The organism is Shewanella aquimarina, from assembly GCF_023349185.1.
Classification (GTDB): Bacteria; Pseudomonadota; Gammaproteobacteria; order Enterobacterales; family Shewanellaceae; genus Shewanella; species Shewanella aquimarina.
This window is the reverse complement of sequence record NZ_JAKIKY010000015.1, coordinates 94,037-111,411: the sequence shown is the minus strand read 5'-3', so window position 1 is coordinate 111,411 and position 17,375 is coordinate 94,037. Positions and strand designations below refer to the sequence as shown.

Sequence of the window (17,375 nt, the reverse complement as noted above, 5' to 3'; positions counted from 1 at the left end):
TATGACTAAACCTATTGTGCTTAGCGGTGCCCAACCGTCAGGTGAATTGACCATTGGTAACTACATGGGTGCACTTCGTCAGTGGGTTGCGATGCAAGATAGTCATGATTGCCTATATTGTGTGGTCGATCTGCATGCCATTACCGTACGCCAGGATCCGCAGAAGCTGCGTGACGCCTGCTTAGATACCCTGGCCCTTTATCTGGCTTGTGGTGTGGATCCTAAGAAGAGCACAGTCTTCATCCAGTCTCAGGTGCCTCAGCACACTCAGCTGGGCTGGGCGCTGAACTGCTACACTCAGATGGGTGAGCTAAGCCGCATGACCCAGTTTAAGGACAAGTCACAGAAGCATGCTAACAATATCAACGTCGGCCTGTTCGGCTATCCGGTATTGATGGCGGCAGACATACTGCTGTATCAGGCAAACGAGATCCCTGTGGGTCAAGATCAGAAACAACATCTTGAACTGACTCGTGATATCGCGACACGCTTCAACAACGCCTACGGCGAGACCTTTACCATTCCCGAGCCTTTTATCCCAGAGCATGGGGCCAAGGTGATGTCGCTGCAGGATCCGCTGAAGAAGATGTCTAAGTCTGACGACAACCGTAACAATGTGATCGGTCTACTGGAAGACCCTAAGGCTGTCATGAAGAAGCTGAAGAAGGCGATGACTGACAGCGACGAGCCGCCAGTGGTGCGCTTCGACGTCGAGAACAAGCCGGGTGTCTCTAACCTCTTGAGCCTTATGTCGGGTGTGACAGGTCAGAGTATCGCCAGCCTGGAAGCCGAGTTCGAAGGTAAGATGTACGGTCATCTTAAAGTCGCCGCCGGTGAGGCCGTGGTTGGTATGCTAGAGCCGCTGCAGGAGCGTTTCAAGGAGTACAGAGCCGATCAGAGCTTCCTCAATCAGGTGATGCATGAAGGTGCCGAGAAGGCCCAGGCCCGCGCCGAAGTGACCCTGAAGAAGGTCTATGACAAGATAGGTCTTCTGCTCTAATCGAATGTGTGAAAAAGCCGGCAGCAGCCGGCTTTTTTTATGGGTGACGTTAAGGAAAGCCGCTAGTGCTGCTGGGTCAGCCAGTGAACGAAGGCGGCGATGGCGGGTTCCTGCAGGCGACGCTGCTTGCACAGGAAGTTAAATTCAAATCCTGTGTCGATACCCGCAAAGGGCAGGGCCACCAGACGCGCTTTGGCGATATCATCCAGCACCATGAAGTCTGACGCTAATGCCACACCCTGGCCTGCGATGGCGGCCTCGATCGCCATCAGTACATGGCTGAAGAGTTGCTGCTGTTCCTCCTGGGGTTGAGACACTTTATGATGTTCAAACCAGCGCTGCCAATCCAGTCCCAGGGGGCCCTCGTCGACAGTAAGCAGCTGCTGGGACTTGAGCCAGTCGAGATCCAGCTTGTCACCGCTATTGATGAGCTCAGGGCTGCAGACGGGGATCAAACGTTCGGTGTGCAGCAGCTGCTGCCAGTAGCCTTTCTGGTTCTGTTGACCCGTGATGAACATGTCGGCGCTGCTGTGGGACAGCACAGGGTCTTCGGTGATCATATCCAGACGTACCTGAATATCTGGGTGTAAGCGGCGAAATCCGCTGAGTCTGGGGATTAACCATTTCACCGCAAAAGAGCTGTAGACCGCTAGACGCAGCGCCTCGGGTTTCTCGCCCAGCAATCTTTGGTTCAACTCGCCCAGTTCGTTGAAGATCCTCGCCGTTTCCTGGTACAGCTGTTCCCCCTTGTCGGTGAGCCTCAGGCTGCGTCCCTCGCGCCTGAACAGAGGCAGGGCGAAGTGTTCCTCCAGCAGGCGAACCTGGTGAGACACCGCACTCTGGGTAATGCACAGCTCCTGAGCGGCACGGGAGAAGTGCTGCAAACGGGCGGCAGCCTCGAAGACCTGCAAGGCTCTCAGCGGGGGGATCTTTCTCATCGTCTGTCTCGTGTCTCGGCAATCAATAAATGAATTTAATTCATCTATGATAAGAAATCATCATTTCAGCTACAGTATTTTGCTCGCTATCATGCCGCCAGATGATTCTTGATATTGGAGCCTGAGATGCAACGCAATCTGATGTTGGGCCTTGGATTACTGCTGCTGGGCAATGTGTTTACCGCCCTCTACGATGTGTCGATCAAGTGGTTGCCGGCAGAGAGCGACGCGGCGATGTTTCTGCTGCTGCGCCAGGTGACGGCGATTGTGATGATGCTGCCGCTCTGGTTGTATGCCGGTCGGCCGAGAACCGCCTTCTTGAAGTTGCACATGATTCGGGCCAACAGCGGCGCGGTCGGTGGACTCTTGCTGATCCTCGGCTTGATCTCCCTACCTCTGGCGACCGTCAGCTCGCTGTTCTATTCAGCGCCCTTGATGATCATTGTCATGGGCATGCTGTTCCTCAAGGAGCGACTCAGTGGCCAGCAGATCCTGGCGACAGTGCTAGGTTTCATCGGTATTCTTATCATACTCAGGCCGAGCGAGATGAACCTGGCGGCGCTGGCAGTATTGGTGTCGGCCATCGTCTTTGCGGCTAATCAGCTGATGCTGAGATGGCTGCCCAGCAGCGAGGCGGCCAGCGTTACGGTGATCTGCTACAACCTCTTGAGCCTGCCTTTAGTGATAGGCTTTTCCGCCTGGCAGGGATTCGCGGGCTTTAGTTGGCCCGTACTGGGTATCGCAGTGCTGAGCAACATTTTCCTGCTCGCCTATCAGCTGTTTAGCGTGCTGGCCTATCGTAAGGCCCAGGCGGGTGAGATCGCCGTTGCCGAATACAGCGGTCTGTTGTTCTGTGTGCTGTTTGGCTGGCTCTGGTTCGATGAGTGGCTGGATCCCTTAGGCTGGCTGGGCGCCGTGCTGATCGTGTTGCCGACCATACTGTTGCCTGTGCTGACGCAAAGATGGCGTAAGGTGAGGAAAGCCAGGCTCGCCTAGGCGCAGCAAGCGCCCGGCGTGCTAGCTGTTTGGCGTATCGAAGACCTTGATGACCTTGCGTACACCGGCCGTGTTACGGGCGATATCCACCGCCAGATCGGCCTGATCGCGACTCACGACACCCAGGAGGAAGACCTCGCCATTTTCGGTGATCACCTTGATGCGGGTGACATCCAGATCTTTGTCGTTGAGCATACGCGTCTTCACCTTGGTGGTGATCCAGGTGTCGTTGCTGCGGGTGGTGAAGGAGGTCGGGTTACCTATGCGGATCTGATTATGGATCTTGCCGCCCAGGTTAAGCTTTTGCACTGTGTTGATCGCCTTGTCACGCAGCATTGAGCTGGGTGCCTGGCCTATCATGAGCACGTTGCCGTTCATCGCCACACCTGTGATATTGGTTTGGTTCTTAATATCTTCGTGTGCCGCCAGGGCACTGGCGATCTGAAAATCGGCGTTGGTGTCGTCCAGCTGGGTTGAGAAGCTGCGTTCATCGTTGGCCATCATGGCCCCACCCACTGCGCCGACCATCACGGCCCCAGCGCAGCCTTGTAACAACAGGAGTACGGTTAGGATGGGGAGCAGAGCTCTCATGCCTGGTCATCCTGCGGGAAGAGGGTGCGGTCTATGTTGTCGCACAGGCAGTGGATCACTAACAGGTGCACTTCCTGAATACGCGCGGTGACATTTGAAGGCACGCGTACTTCCACGTCGTTCACGCCCATCAGGCCCGCCATGGCGCCGCCATCTTTACCCGTGAGGGCGACTATGGTCATGTCACGGCTCAGCGCCGCTTCCATCGCCTTGATCACGTTGCCAGAGTTGCCACTGGTAGAGATGGCCAGCAAGATGTCGCCAGGTTGACCCAATGCCAAGATCTGCTTAGAGAAGATCTCGTCATAGTTGTAGTCGTTACCAATTGCGGTGATGGTCGAGGTGTCGGTTGTCAGGGCGATGGCCGGTAGTGGCGGGCGCTCGATTTCGTAGCGGTTCAGCAGCTCGGCGGAGAAATGCTGGGCATCGCCGGCGCTGCCACCGTTACCACAGGCTAAGATCTTGTTGCCGCCCAGCAGACACTGCACCATCATCTCGGCCGCCTTCTCGATAGACTCGGGCAGGGCTTCGGCCGCATCGATCTTGGTCTGGATTGAGTGGGTAAAACTGTCTTTAATACGTTCTAACATGGAATGATCCTTTAAAAATAAAACTGTTTAACAAGCCTTCATTTGCCTAGTCGTGGCTTAGTGGAGCACTAAAAGGCGTTGGTGACCCACTGAATGTCATCGCCATCTATGGCCAGAAGATCGAAGCGACACTGCGCATCTATCTGATTGAGCTGCATATAATGGCTTGCCGCTCGATTAAGTCTTGCTATCTTGCCTCGGCTAACGGCCTGTATCGCACCGCCAAATTGTCTCGATTGGCGGTATTTTACCTCAATAAAAATCCATTTGTGACCTTGGCGCATTATGAGGTCAATTTCACCAAATGGGTAGCGTACGTTTCGTTCGACCAGCGTGAGCCCCTGTTGTTCCAGGTAAGCCAGCGCGAGGTCTTCCGCCTGCTGGCCCTTGGTGAGGTGCTCGGCACTCGTCATAGGGGTCTCAAGTTGCCTCGCTGGTAACGTCCCCAGCTGAGCTGACGGTTAATCGTACCATCGGGTGATACCGAAAGCAGACCGCTGCGACCCGAGTATTGGTAGCCGGGTAGGGCGCGCATCTGTGCCAGCTTGCTCACCAGCTGTAGGGCGTCGAAACCCATTACATAGAGGCGCTTCTGGCTGTTGCCCCAGGTCGGCCACAGGCGGGCAACCTCATTGGTCTCGGCGTTAGACTCGAGCAACCAGGGAATGTCGCTGATGGTTAGGTTATTCAGCTCCTGGGCGGCGGCGCGAGACTGGCTCTCGATACGGCTGCGGCTGGTGGTGTATAGCGGCACAGGCTCGGCAAACACGCTGAAGTTGACGTCGATGAAGGGCTTGAGCAGCGGCAGATCTTGGTTGCTGGCGATCATATAGATGGCGTCGATATCGCGGCGAGAGCGGAAGTCGGCCTCGATCTTACTACCCAGCAGTGTCTTGATGCGGGCGATACGCTCCTTACTGTCGATCACTCCGAGAGACTTCTGTACCGTGACTTTCATTTCGTCGCCGCGCTTGTAGTAGTGGATCTCGGCCGCCTCATGGGTCAGCTCCTGCCACTTAGCGTTAAAGGCCTCTGCCATGCGGCGGCCCACGGCGTCGTCGCTGGCCAGTAGCAGCGGCTTCTCTATGCCGTCATTATAGAGTTTCTGCGCGGCATCTAATGCCTCGTCCGTGGGCGAGAGCGCGAAGAAGAAGCGATCATTAGACGGGGTGAGGCTGTCCACATGGTTGAGAAACAGCTGAGGCATCTTAGGCTGTATAGCTGTTTGAGCGAGCGGCTGCGTCTGGCCATCGGCTTGCTGGCTGGCTTTCGCCTCCGCCTGCATCAGAGTCTCGACTTCGGATTGCAGCAGCGGGCCTATGATGAAGTCGGCGCCGGCGGCAATCGCTTGCTGCTGGGCAACCTCGGCGCCTTGGGCCGTGTCGAAGAAGTTGACCGAAACCGAGTCGTCTGGATTGGTCAGATAGCTGGAGATGATCCCCTGCTTGACCGTATCGGCAATGGCGGCTCTGGGGCCGGTGAGCGGCAGTAGTACGGCAATATTTTTCGGCTTGTAAGGCTTAGTATTAAGCGCCCGCTCCAGATCCGTCGGCAGCTTCTTGGCCCCAGGATGGCCTAGATTGTCCTGTTGCCAGTTGCCCAGTTGCTGCACCAATAGTTGCGGGTCTATGGCATAATGCTTGGCGATATAGGCCAGCTGCAGCCAACCGGCAAAGGTAGGGTTACTGCTATCCTGGCTAAAGGAGAGTAGTGTCTGTTCGTGCAGGGGCTGCAATATGCCCCAGATCTCGTCGTTAACTTCACTCGCCTCCATGCTCGGCAGGTAATTGGCCAGCAGGGTGAGTTCTTTTGCTTGCTCGATTGGCGATTTGCTCAGCTGAAACAGACGCGCCTTGAGTTGATGGTAGGAAACCATCTGCCAGTTGGCGAGTCGCCACTGGCTGGGATAATTGAGTTGGGCCAAGGCCTGAGCATAGTTGTCGGTCTGCTCCAGTACTCTGGCGCTCAGGTATCTGTGCTCGGCCAGGATCTCAGGCTTGTTGACCAGGCTAGGTTTAACGGCGGCCAGCGTCTTACCGGCATTGCCCGTATCGCCTTGGTTGATAAAGGCGTGAGCCGCCAGCAGCATGAGACGGTTCTTGTGTTCGGCATCTTTGGCCTGCTTGGCATCTGCCAGATACTGTGCAGGGCTTTGGGTGGCATTCACCAAAGAAACTTGGCTGCTGGTTTCTTTCACTGGGGTTGGCGCCGTGGCACAACCGAATAACACTGTGGCCAACACAGCGGCGGAGATTAATTTAGTTGTATTCAGTCTTTTTAACACAGGACTTCACTCTGGTAAGATGCTGGCTGTAGTTTAACCTTCTCTTACGCCTGACGAAAGTCTTGTGACAATCATTACAGAGGTAGATATGGACCTGTCGGTCGCACTTTACATAGTTCCTACGCCAATCGGTAACCTTGGCGACATCAGCAGCCGCGCCCTGGAGGTATTGAATCAGGTCTCCCTTATCGCCTGTGAGGACACACGCCATAGCGGTAAGTTGCTGAGCCATTTCGGTATCGAGACCCGCAAGACGGCGCTGCATGATCACAACGAACGTGACCGTGCCCAGGGAATCATCCAGAAGCTGGCCGCAGGCGAGTCCGTGGCCCTGATCTCCGATGCCGGAACGCCGCTTATCTCAGATCCCGGCTATCATCTGGTGTCTCAGGTACGTGAAGCTGGTTTCAATGTGGTGCCTTTGCCTGGCCCCTGCGCCGCGATCACCGCGCTGAGCGCCTCGGGCTTACCGTCGGATCGCTTCTCATTCGAGGGTTTCCTGCCCGCCAAGGAGAAGGGACGTATCGATAAGCTGACCGAGCTAAAAGAGGACCCTCGCACCTTGATTTTCTACGAGTCACCCCATCGTATCCTTCATAGCCTCACCTCTATCGTGACAGCATTGGGAGCCGATCGTCAGGTGGTGATGGCCCGTGAAGTCACCAAGACTTTCGAGACCTTCCTCACTGGCACTGCAGCCGAGGTGCTGGCGACAGTGAGTGAGGATCCCAATCAGCAGAAAGGCGAGATAGTGCTCATGTGTCATGGGCACCGCACCGACGAAGATGCTGGTGTGCCAGCTCCGGCGCTGGAGACACTTAAGCTGCTGAGTCAGGAGTTGCCGCTGAAGAAGGCCGCGGCGCTGGCAGCCCAGATCCATGGGTTGAAGAAGAACGCCCTCTATAAGCTGGGTCTCGAACTGGATCTCTAGTCGTTTGCTTAGGCCAATATAAGGTGGTGCGCCGCGGCGCATTAGGCTATAATCCGCGCCGAGTTGGCCAGACAGTTGCTGCGTTCGCAAGAACGGGGAGGAAAGTCCGGGCTTCAAAGAGCAGGGTACCAGGTAACGCCTGGGCGGTGTGAACCGACGACAAGTGCAGCAGAGAGGAGACCGCCAATCTTCGGATTGGTAAGGGTGAAAGGGTGCGGTAAGAGCGCACCGGGCGGCTGGTAACAGTCCGTTGCAAGGTAAACTCTACCCGAAGCAAGACCAAATAGGGTCCCGTATGGCGCTGCTCGCGTTGGGACCGGGTAGGTCGCTTGAGCCTGTGAGCGATTGCAGGCCTAGATGAATAACTGTCCACGACAGGACCCGGCTTATCGGCCAACTCAACCTCTTTATTTGAAAGGCCTCACAGCGATGTGAGGCCTTTTGCTTTTATGAGCCATTAGGGCTGAGTCCCATCTTTAGAATTCGCGGGCTGTTGATTTAGTACGGAATATTCATCTCCTGATACATGGCGGGATCTAGGTAGGCTGGTTTGGCATGCCATTTGGTATAGATGGTGTCTAGCTTTCCTTGCAGGAGCATTGCGGCGAAAAGCTGATTGAATTGCCTAACGGTTTGGTGAGTGACGTATTCTTTGTTGAAGGCGATGCTGTAGTAGATTTGGCGGTCAGCGCTGAAGAAGTTGAGATCTTTCAGGCCTATTTTGGCGGCATAGAAATATCCTCCCTCCCGGTTAGCATAGTATGCGTGAAAGCGCTTTTTTTGCAGCATCTTAAGGGGGAGTTCATTACCCCTGACATACACCTCTGTATCGAAAGGGATCAGCTTAGCATCGAGCAGCTTTTGCTTTTGTAGGTTAAGAGAGCGGGCGGTATTTGATGGTCCGTAGACACCCACAGTACTCTTGGCGAGTTGGCTAAGTTCGGTAATAGGATAGGACTTGAGGGAGAAGAAACCGTACTCTGTTTGTACCAGTGGTACAGAGAACCACATGGTCTTAGCGCGATCAGGATTCCAGGCTAAGAAGCGTGCCGGCACCTCACCTGTGTCGAATAAGAACTGGGCGCGTCGATTGGGACGAATTGATACCTCACAGGGTCCCGCCCACTCCTTGCAGACCTGCTCGACCAGTTCGACCAAAATTCCCTGTGCTTTTCCCGATTGGCTGAGGTAGCTGTGTGGCGCAAACTCGTGAAACAGGACTTGAAGTGGTTCAGCATTCGCCTTGGTGACAGGACAAAATAGTAGTTGAACTAGAAGCAGTAATTGTATGCAGCGGCTTTTCATTGGCACCCGACCCTCTCATCGGCAAGGTAGAGATAAGTATAGGCGCCTCATGTTTTGACTGCGTATAAATTAGTGTTGTCGTTAAAACCGGCTCCTGACCTGGAAGCGCCACTCCCAACTGTTGACCTCTTCGCCGCTGGTAAAGGGCAGGGTCAGGTCGATGTGGGCCACGTGGCCATAGCTGGAGCGAGAGGAGTAGATACGGGCGCCTATGCCTATGCTGCCGATGGGGCCCGAAGTCTCATTGTCTTGATCCGGACCGCCGCTGGCCTGGCCGATGTCGGTAAAGACAGCCCAGCCTAGTTCGGCCAGTTGATACAGGTTGATGTTGGGATAGTTTCTGATCTCGGCGCTTATCAGCCATTGATTGTCACCATGCTGATAGTCGTTGGGATAGCCGCGCACGCCCGTGCTGTCGCCTAGGGCGAAGGGGGCATCTAAATAGTTATTTTGCGAGGTGCTTAGGCGCACCTTGTAGTAGGCAGTCCACTTGGGATTGATCTGGTAGAAATACTCGGCGGTGGCGTTGACCTTAAAGTAGTCTGGCTGGCTGGTGGCAAATACCCCCTCACCGTCCAGGCTCAGCAGGATCAGCTGGTCATCGCCCTGATAGCCACGGGACGAATACCAGTTGAGGTGGTAGCCCAAGGGATCGCTGCCGGTCGTGTCCTGGGTTTCCAGGCCGAGTTTGATATAGTGTTGCCAGCCCAGGTTGATATCTTCGTTATAGTTGATCAGATAGACGTTATTGAGCACCTTGTAGTCGTCTTCGATAAATTGATAGGCGACCCAGGGATAGAGGTAGTCCCTGTCCTTCGGCAGCTCGCTGGTGGGAAATTGCGGAATATTGGTGAAGCTGTGTTTGTCCTGGGTTACCCCGACTATGATGCGCGAGCGCCAGTCTTCGACCTTATTCAGGCGCCAGCCATACTGGGCATTAGCGTATTCCACCTTGTGTTCAAACTCATTCACGTCGAAGCCGTTTTGCTTGATGGTGTCGGTGCGTAAGTCATCGATAAAGGTGCCCGAATACATGTTTTGGGTATCGAGCCTGTAGAAAGGCTTGGTAAAGTCCAGGTAAGTGGCCTGGCCGTCGCTGTTATCGTAAAAGTTTGCCGTGAGGGTCGAGTGTTTCACCCACCAGTCGGTGGGGACACGAAAGGCCAGCTGATAGCCGGTACGATCGACACTGGACTTATATTTCAGACGGGTGCGCACTCCAAGCCCCAGCAGGTTATCTTCTTTGATGCCGATAGAGAAGGTATTCTCGCCGCCGCTGTGGCCGGCGCTAAAGGTGGGCAGCAATGACCAGTTGTCCCAGGTCTCCACCAGTATGGTGTCGCCCTCCTCAGTCTCTTCTGGACTGGCATCGGGATCGCGCTGGGTAACACTGATTCGGGCGTCGCGAATATAGGGTTCCTGGCGCAGGATGCGTTGGGCCTCGTCGAGATCTTTCTGCGATACTTTATCCTGCTCGTCGAAACTGAGCTTGCTGAGCACGGTCGATTCCCGCGTGTTGATATGTAGATAATTGGCCCAGCGATGGATAAAGAAGGCGTCGGGATCCGACTCGTCGAAGATGGCGTTGCTCACCACCACTATCTTGTTGATCGGCTTCTTATCGTTGTGCCTTGCCTCTTTGTCGAGGCGAGTTCCGTCATCTGTGCTCTGCTGTGTGTTTGCCGCTTGCTGTAACTCTGTTGTTTGCTGTGGGTCGGCCACGCAGAGGCCGCTCGCCAATAGGCAGCTAAGCAGCAGAGAGTAGCGCGCACCAGTCAGCATAGCGATCATCCTTATCTTTGCTTTTATCGTTAAGGAGAACTCTGGGGATTAAAAAGTAGACACAATTTAATAACACACCCGCAACACCAAATAGTCAAGCGGCGAAGATAAAATAAGATGATGATTTTACTTGCGCAAATCCTGATGCAGGCCCAGAAGCCGCATCAGGACTTGATTGGTCAATTAGAGGGTGCGACGGGGCGGCACGGCGACGTTGGCAAAGATGAGACCGGCGATGAGTGACATGAAGATCAGGAAGATCTGCGTGCCAATATGCGACTGGTTGAGCATGGTCTCGCCGAGGATCAGGGTGTTTAGACCGATATAGGTCTTACTGCCGGGAACCAGGATCACTATCCCTTGTAGCAATGCGATGGAGGCGGGCGATTTCATCCAGCGGGCATAGAGGTTGGAGTAGATCCCCACCGCCAGGGCGCCGAAGAAGATACCGATAGATTCGCCCAGGTAGATGCCGGCCAGCATGGCCGAGAAGAAGGCGACGATACCGGCAAAAATGCCCCAGGGAGAGTCTTTCAGCCTGGCCTTGAAGATAATTACCAGCGCGGTGGACAGCAGAGGCACGGCCGACCAGATGGCCCAACGCGGCAGCGGCTCTGGCTCGAAATAGATGGCTTCGCCAAACATGGCGTTGCCTATTACCATGCCGAAAATGGCGCCGAAATAGAGTTTAAACAGCAACATGGAGGCATCCATGATGCGCGCCGTACCCGAGATAAGATCTCGCGCCGACAGCTCGGCCAGCCCCAGGGTGAGCGCCAGCCCGGGGATAAAGACGATGATGCCTGAGAGGATCACCACAGGGATATTGATATAGGGGTCGAAGTAGGCGATGCCGCAGGCGGCGATGGCGCACAAGATGGCGGCCAGGGGTTCCAGGGTCTCGGCTATGCGCTTGGAGTGCTCGGCGCGGTAGACCAGACCATAGACCATGAAGCCGAGTATCGCCGACCAGAAGACGTCGTTCCAGCTGGTACCCATCAACATGGCAAAGGCGCCGGCGGAGCAGCCGAAGGCCAGTAGGGTCAGCAGGGGACCATAGGGATTGGGCTTGTTGGCGATCTCCTCCAGGCGTTCCAGTGCCTCGGTCAGGGTGCGCTTGCCAGACAGTACCTCTTCCACCAACTCGTCGGTACGGGCCAGGGAGCCCAGATCCATCTCGCCAGGCTTAACGCGAGCCATATGGTTGTATTCCTGATCTGTGTCGTGTTGCAACACGAAGGTCATGGAGGTCGGTGAGATGAGAAAGTAGCCTTCGATGCCTAAGACTTTAGAGATCGATTGCAGATGGGCCTCTAGACGGTAGGCAGGGGTACCAAACTTGTGCAGGGCCTTACCTAATTTTATGATAAACCTGCGTTTTTCAAGAAACTCTGCGTTATCCAATTGTACAGTCCATGATGGTGAAATCTGGGGGTGATGCTCAAGCGAGCGCATCTTAACCTATCTTGTACCAAAAAGGTTAATGGCTTGGGAATTTTTTTAAATTCGGGTTAAGTTAGCCAAGGATAGAATCTACCAGCGCGTTTCGCTGGTTTGTTCGGGGCTTTATTTAGGGCTTTTATTTGTCGGTGTTAAAGACTGACTGCCATAAGTTGGTGTCATTAAGGATAGAGATATGTCGGTAAGCGTTTCGGGATTTTATATTGCTCTCACGGCCATCATGGCGGTGTTTTTTACCTATCGCGTGGTGCGCCTCAGGCGCGGACTCAAGATAGGCCTGGGCTCAGGTGGCAGTGACGACCTACGCCTGGCGAATCGGGTACATGCCAACCTCATTGAGAACGCCCCTATCGCGCTGCTATTGTTGCTGGTGGCCGAACTCAACGGCCTGGCACCGGTTTATCTACACGGGGCGGGCACCCTATGGCTGGTGGCGCGCATCTTACATGCTATCGGTCTGACTCAGGGGCGTGGCGGCTATCACTTCGGCCGTTTCTGGGGCGTGTTGCTTAGCTGGCTGGTGATACTGGCCCTGGCGGTGGTGAATCTGTTTTATTTCATCTTGGCATAGAAAATCGCCATTATTGCTGCTTTTTTGTTCACACCTGAGCGGGTTTCGCTGTTATACTCCGCCTCCTTTTAGTGGTCGTCACGCCGAGCCGCATGGCGACTACACTTACTCTTTGGTTTGAAAGTTAGGCAGTATCATACATGCAGGTCGAATCCACACTCTTTTCCCATCCCAAGTATCTGGGCCGCAATGAGAAACCGGCGCCCTTCTTGCCCATGTCGCGCAAGGAGATGGCCAAGCTGGGCTGGGATAGTTGTGACATCATTATCGTCACGGGTGACGCCTATGTGGATCATCCCAGCTTCGGCATGGCGGTGATTGGCCGCATGCTGGAGGCCCAGGGCTTCAGGGTGGGCATCATCTCTCAGCCAGACTGGTCGAGCAAAGAAGACTTCATGAAGCTGGGCAAGCCCAACCTCTACTTCGGGGTGACCGCGGGTAACATGGATTCGATGATCAACCGCTACACCGCCGAGCGCCGTCTGCGTCACGACGATGCCTATACGGCCGGTAACGTGGGCGGTAAGCGTCCGGATCGTGCCGTCACCGTCTACACCCAGCGCTGTAAGGAAGCCTTTAAGCAGGTGCCCGTGGTCATTGGCGGCATAGAGGCCAGCCTGCGCCGCATTGCCCACTATGACTATTGGTCGGATAAGGTGCGCCGCTCGGTAATCTTAGACGCCAAGGCCGATATCTTGGTTTACGGCAACGCCGAGCGTCCGCTGGTGGAGCTATCTCATCGCCTCGCGGCGGGTGAAGATGTACGTGACATTCATGACGTGCGCGGCACCACAGTGATACGTAAAGAGCCTATGCCAGGCTGGAAGGGGATGGATTCACGCAAGCTGGATCAGCTGCATAAGATAGATCCTATCCCCAACCCCTATGGTGCCGATGACGTAGGCTGCCAAAACCTCTCGGGTCCAAGCGACGTTAAGGTGTTCGACAACGACGCACCTAAAGCGATCTCCGTGCAGCCGCCAAGGCCCAAGCCCTGGGAGAAGACCTATGTGCTGCTGCCAAGCTTCGAGAAGGTCGCCGGGGATAAATACCTCTACGCCCACGCCTCGCGCATCTTGCACCAGGAACAGAACCCGGGTTGTGCCCGCGCCCTGTTCCAGCCCCACGGCGAGCGCGCCATCTGGGTCAATCCACCGGCCTGGCCGCTCAACACCGACGAGATGGATGGGGTATTCGATCTCGCCTACAAGCGGGTGCCGCATCCCGTCTATGGTAACGACAAGATCCCTGCCTATGACATGATCAAGACCTCGATCAACATCATGCGGGGCTGTTTCGGTGGCTGCTCCTTCTGCTCCATTACCGAGCATGAGGGTCGCATCATCCAGAGCCGCTCCCAGGACTCGATCATCAAAGAGATCAAGGATATTCAGGATAAGGTGCCTGGCTTTACCGGGGTGATCTCCGATCTTGGCGGCCCGACCGCCAACATGTATCGCCTGGGTTGTACCTCGGTGAAGGCTGAGAGTACCTGTCGTCGACTCTCCTGTGTCTTCCCCTCTATCTGTGGCCACCTGGATACCGATCATCAGGCGACGATCGATCTCTACCGCGCCGCCCGCGACGTGCCGGGGATCAAGAAGGTGCTTATCGCCTCAGGGGTGCGTTACGACCTGGCGACTGAAGATCCCCGCTATGTGAAGGAGCTGGCCAGTCACCATGTGGGCGGCTACCTGAAGATCGCTCCTGAGCATACCGAAGAAGGCCCGCTGAACAAGATGATGAAGCCGGGCATGGGGACCTATCACAAGTTCAAGGAGCTGTTCGATAAGTATTCCGCCGAGGCGGGCAAGAAACAGTATCTTATCCCTTACTTCATCTCGGCCCATCCGGGCACCACGGATGAGGATATGGTGAATCTGGCGCTCTGGCTCAAGGGTGAGAAGTTTAAGCTGGATCAGGTGCAGAACTTCTATCCGTCACCTATGGCTAATGCCACGACGATTTATCATACCGAGCTGAACTCGCTGAAAAACGTTAAGCACAGCAGTGAGACGGTCGAGGTGCCAAAGGGCGGGCGTCAGCGTAAGCTGCACAAGGCGCTGCTGCGTTATCACGACCCGGCCGGTTGGCCTATGATCCGCGAAGCCCTGATCAAGATGGGTAAGGAACACCTTATCGGTGGCGGTGCTAACTGCCTGGTGCCGGCGGAAACCCGCCAGGAGCGCCAGGGCTATCGTGCCAAGGGCGCTAAGACGCCCGCGGGTAAGAAGGCGGTGACCCGCTTCAGCGCCAATCAGTTCGACGAGCGTAAGGGCAATGGCCAAGGTAAGTCTCAAGCTAAGCCCGGTGCTAAGTCTGGCGCTAAGGGCAAGCCGAGCGGTCAGGCGGCAGGCAAGGGCGGTTCGGGGAAAGGTGATTCGGGCAAGGGCGGCTGGAATAAGCCCGGCAAGCGTCCGGCGAAGAACGCCTGGGGCACCACGCCTAAGCATCAACGCTAAACTGCCGCTGGTCAAAGCGACAAAAAAAGGGGAGTATCTAACCACTCCCCTTTTTTATTGCATGGAGCTTACCATGAGCGACTCAAGAGGCGACTCAAATGGCAAGGCTAAGGTCGACGGCTACAGCGACGAGAGCTTTTGGCATAAGGTCAAGCAGTTTGCCAAGTTGGCCGGGCGCGAGGTGATCGACAATGCCTTGTGTCTCTACTATGCGGCCCAAAGACCTGATACCCCCAAGTGGGCCAAGACGGTGATCTTCGGCGCCCTGGCTTATTTCATCACGCCACTCGACGCCATACCCGACCTCACGCCCGTGGTGGGATTTTCAGACGATCTTGGCGCCTTAGCCGCGGCGCTGGCCATGGTCAGCATGTATGTCGATGACAAGGTGAAGCAGCAGGCCGCCGCCAAGACCTCGGCTTGGTTCGACTGACGCCTCGATTGTCAGCTTGATTGAAAGCTCGATTGCATTAGCCCGCCAATCGCGCCCGAATTAGCCAGTCGTTCAGGCTGATGGCCATAGCGCCGCCAAAGCTCAGGGAGATGAGATTCGCCGCCACCAGCTGCTCGCCGCTCAGATCTTGGCTCTCCCAGGAGAGGCTCGGCGCGGCAATGGCATCACTTATCACCTCGCACTCGAAACCTCGAGTGACGGCGCTGCGACACAGGGTCTGAACACAGGCCTGGGCCATGGCCCCGACGACCACTAGCTTGTCTATGCCCATCTCGATCAATGTCTGAGACAGAGCTGTGCCGATGAAGCTGTCCACATGATGCTTGATGATGACGGGCTCATTGCCCTTGGGCGCGACCATGTCGGCGATCTCCACACCCTGGGTGCCTGCCTGGAAGAAGCTCGCCTCGGGATCCTTGAAGATATGCTGTACATGGATCACCGGCAGTTGATTGCTGCGAAAATGATGTAGCAGCTTGGCCGCGTTGGCCGCCGCCCGTTCGCAGTTATCCAGCGCGAAGCGGCCACCCTTAAAGTAGTCGTTTTGCAGGTCTACCAGCACCAGGGCGCTGCGCATCTGTGGCGGCAGCGGCTCGCTCAGCTGGGTCAGCACGCTGAAATCATCCTCTTCCAGATACCACTGGCCATCGTCGGCCAGGGTCCACAACTCCTTGCTGATAAAACCGCTGGCGATGTTCATGCGCCAGTTGGCCGACAGTATCGCCTGCCTGTCGCTGAGCACCTTGATCTCGACATTGCGATAGACCAGCTCCCCTGGATTCTGCTGGGCAAAGCCGAGCCAGAACTGGCCGATCGCCTCTATGCCATCGAAACGGCCGAAGGGGGAGACCTGCATCTGCGCCTCAGGCAGATAGCGGGCGATACAGTCGGCAAAGGCTTGACGGTTGAAATCGGCAATCCAGGCTTGGCTGGCTTGCATGACGGCTTGGCGGATAGATTGGCTCATGTTGGCTCCTCGTTAGCTACTCGAATTAGTCGTTGGAACTAGTTGTTAGGGCTAGTCGCTTGAATCTGTTGAGACGCCAGTCTATTGTTATTTCTTATTGTGATATTTAGGTCTTGGTTGATAAGAATGTTCAGAAAAAACGAACAAAAGCGGCTGGCATATCAGATGCTGGTCTTCGATGAGGTGGTCAATCAGGGCTCCTTCACTGCGGCGGCGGATGCGCTTGGTCATACCAAGTCAGCGGTGAGCCAGTATGTGAGCCAGCTGGAGCAAGATCTCGGCATCAAGCTGCTGACCCGCAGTACCCGCCAGCTGCATCTCACCACTCAAGGGGAGGCGATGGCTCAGCGCAGTCGTCAGCTGTGGCGCCTGCTGACTGAAACCCTGGAGGCGGCCCACGACCAGCAGGCGGTGCCCGGTGGCCGCATGGCGATCACCGCGCCCCTGGCCTTCGAGGCGCCGCTGCTCACCCCCATCATTGCCGAACTCTGTGGTGAGTTTCCGCAGCTGCTGCCAGAGATGCATTATGACGATGCCCGGCTGGATATCTTGCAGCACAACCTAGACATGGCGATCTCCGTCGGGCCACAGAAAGACAGCGGCTATCATGCGATTCCTATCGGCCGACTCGACAGCGTCCTGGTGACCGCCCCTAGCTATATCAACCGCAGCGCCGCCATTACGGCGGAGAGTCTGCGGGGTCACAGCCTGATCGTCCTGCCCTGGCAGCGACCTCTGGTGCTGCAAGGCCCTAGCGGTCTGGCCTTCGAGGCGGTTAAGGAGATCAAGGTCAACACCTCCATCAGCGCCATCAACAGCGCCATTGCTGGCGTTGGCATTGCCCTGGTACCCTCTATCTTTATCGAGGCTGAGCTTGCCCAGGGCAAGCTGCAGCGGGTGCTACCCGAGCACAGCGGCCCGTCGCGAGAGGTGTTTGCCATTCACGCCTACCAGCAACAGTTGCCCCTGGCGCTGCGTCTGCTGGTGGAGAGGTTGAAAGAGGCCTTCAGGCAGAAGGCCCCGGTGAGTGGTTAGTGCTTGAG

General features: G+C 55.9%; 16 protein-coding genes and 1 other RNA gene. 8 read left to right on the top strand and 9 right to left on the bottom strand.

Going from position 1 to position 17,375, the window contains the following annotated elements:
* The first annotated feature begins 1 nt into the window (after nt 1).
* A complete protein-coding gene (trpS, locus tag L2731_RS17130) occupies nt 2–1,000 on the top strand; it encodes a tryptophan--tRNA ligase (RefSeq protein ID WP_160798697.1) in 999 nt (332 codons plus the stop codon).
* Between the two features lie 62 nt (nt 1,001–1,062).
* On the opposite strand, the gene L2731_RS17125 is transcribed toward trpS, so the two are convergent.
* Nucleotides 1,063–1,938 (bottom strand): LysR substrate-binding domain-containing protein, encoded by an 876-nt coding sequence (locus tag L2731_RS17125; protein WP_249254635.1) that lies wholly within the window; start codon nt 1,936–1,938, stop codon nt 1,063–1,065.
* Nucleotides 1,939–2,064: 126 nt separating this feature from the next.
* On the opposite strand from L2731_RS17125, the gene L2731_RS17120 reads away from it, so the two are divergent.
* The gene (locus tag L2731_RS17120) at nt 2,065–2,934 is read left to right on the top strand and encodes a DMT family transporter (protein WP_249254634.1); all 870 of its coding nucleotides are present in this window, start codon (nt 2,065–2,067) and stop codon (nt 2,932–2,934) included.
* Nucleotides 2,935–2,955: 21 nt separating this feature from the next.
* Here the strand turns inward: L2731_RS17120 and dolP are convergent, their stop codons facing one another.
* The 4 genes from dolP to L2731_RS17100 all read right to left on the bottom strand — a co-directional run bounded on the left by dolP (nt 2,956) and on the right by L2731_RS17100 (nt 6,399).
* The gene (gene dolP / locus L2731_RS17115) at nt 2,956–3,525 is read right to left on the bottom strand and encodes a division/outer membrane stress-associated lipid-binding lipoprotein (RefSeq protein WP_249254633.1); all 570 of its coding nucleotides are present in this window, start codon (nt 3,523–3,525) and stop codon (nt 2,956–2,958) included.
* Complete coding sequence (locus tag L2731_RS17110; protein WP_249254632.1) at nt 3,522–4,115, bottom strand: phosphoheptose isomerase; 594 nt, start codon at nt 4,113–4,115, stop codon at nt 3,522–3,524. The genes dolP and L2731_RS17110 overlap by 4 nt, the downstream gene beginning before the upstream one ends.
* 68 nt (nt 4,116–4,183) lie before the next feature.
* Complete coding sequence (locus L2731_RS17105) at nt 4,184–4,528, bottom strand: YraN family protein (protein ID WP_249254630.1); 345 nt, start codon at nt 4,526–4,528, stop codon at nt 4,184–4,186.
* Nucleotides 4,525–6,399 (bottom strand): penicillin-binding protein activator, encoded by a 1,875-nt coding sequence (locus L2731_RS17100; protein WP_249254629.1) that lies wholly within the window; start codon nt 6,397–6,399, stop codon nt 4,525–4,527. The genes L2731_RS17105 and L2731_RS17100 overlap by 4 nt, the downstream gene beginning before the upstream one ends.
* Nucleotides 6,400–6,487: 88 nt before the next feature.
* Here L2731_RS17100 and rsmI point away from each other — a divergent pair, with 88 nt between their 5' ends.
* Both rsmI and rnpB read left to right on the top strand, forming a co-directional pair.
* On the top strand, nt 6,488–7,330 hold the full coding sequence (gene rsmI, locus L2731_RS17095; RefSeq protein WP_249254657.1) for a 16S rRNA (cytidine(1402)-2'-O)-methyltransferase: 843 nt from the start codon (nt 6,488–6,490) through the stop codon (nt 7,328–7,330).
* Nucleotides 7,331–7,389: 59 nt separating this feature from the next.
* Nucleotides 7,390–7,735, top strand: an RNA gene (gene rnpB, locus L2731_RS17090) — RNase P RNA component class A.
* 93 nt (nt 7,736–7,828) lie between these two features.
* On the opposite strand, the gene L2731_RS17085 is transcribed toward rnpB, so the two are convergent.
* The 3 genes from L2731_RS17085 to L2731_RS17075 form a co-directional block, all read right to left on the bottom strand.
* On the bottom strand, nt 7,829–8,635 hold the full coding sequence (locus L2731_RS17085) for a substrate-binding periplasmic protein (RefSeq protein WP_249254628.1): 807 nt from the start codon (nt 8,633–8,635) through the stop codon (nt 7,829–7,831).
* An 81-nt stretch (nt 8,636–8,716) separates the two neighbouring features.
* Nucleotides 8,717–10,417 (bottom strand): ShlB/FhaC/HecB family hemolysin secretion/activation protein, encoded by a 1,701-nt coding sequence (locus tag L2731_RS17080; RefSeq protein ID WP_249254627.1) that lies wholly within the window; start codon nt 10,415–10,417, stop codon nt 8,717–8,719.
* Between the two features lie 183 nt (nt 10,418–10,600).
* A complete protein-coding gene (locus L2731_RS17075) occupies nt 10,601–11,821 on the bottom strand; it encodes a threonine/serine exporter family protein (protein ID WP_041511790.1) in 1,221 nt (406 codons plus the stop codon).
* A gap of 232 nt (nt 11,822–12,053) precedes the next feature.
* Here L2731_RS17075 and L2731_RS17070 point away from each other — a divergent pair, with 232 nt between their 5' ends.
* From L2731_RS17070 to L2731_RS17060, 3 genes are all read left to right on the top strand, one after another.
* Entirely contained in the window at nt 12,054–12,449 is a 396-nt protein-coding gene (locus L2731_RS17070) for an MAPEG family protein (RefSeq protein ID WP_239853157.1), read from the top strand.
* Nucleotides 12,450–12,589: 140 nt separating this feature from the next.
* Complete coding sequence (locus L2731_RS17065) at nt 12,590–14,911, top strand: YgiQ family radical SAM protein (RefSeq protein ID WP_249254626.1); 2,322 nt, start codon at nt 12,590–12,592, stop codon at nt 14,909–14,911.
* A 73-nt stretch (nt 14,912–14,984) separates the two neighbouring features.
* Nucleotides 14,985–15,344 carry a YkvA family protein gene (locus L2731_RS17060; protein ID WP_249254625.1) on the top strand — a complete coding sequence of 120 codons (360 nt, stop codon included), beginning with the start codon at nt 14,985–14,987 and terminating at the stop codon, nt 15,342–15,344.
* 37 nt (nt 15,345–15,381) lie between these two features.
* On the opposite strand, the gene L2731_RS17055 is transcribed toward L2731_RS17060, so the two are convergent.
* Entirely contained in the window at nt 15,382–16,332 is a 951-nt protein-coding gene (locus L2731_RS17055) for a cysteine hydrolase family protein (protein WP_249254624.1), read from the bottom strand.
* A 126-nt stretch (nt 16,333–16,458) separates the two neighbouring features.
* Here L2731_RS17055 and L2731_RS17050 point away from each other — a divergent pair, with 126 nt between their 5' ends.
* The gene (locus tag L2731_RS17050; protein ID WP_249254623.1) at nt 16,459–17,367 is read left to right on the top strand and encodes a LysR family transcriptional regulator; all 909 of its coding nucleotides are present in this window, start codon (nt 16,459–16,461) and stop codon (nt 17,365–17,367) included.
* Nucleotides 17,368–17,375 lie beyond the last annotated feature (8 nt).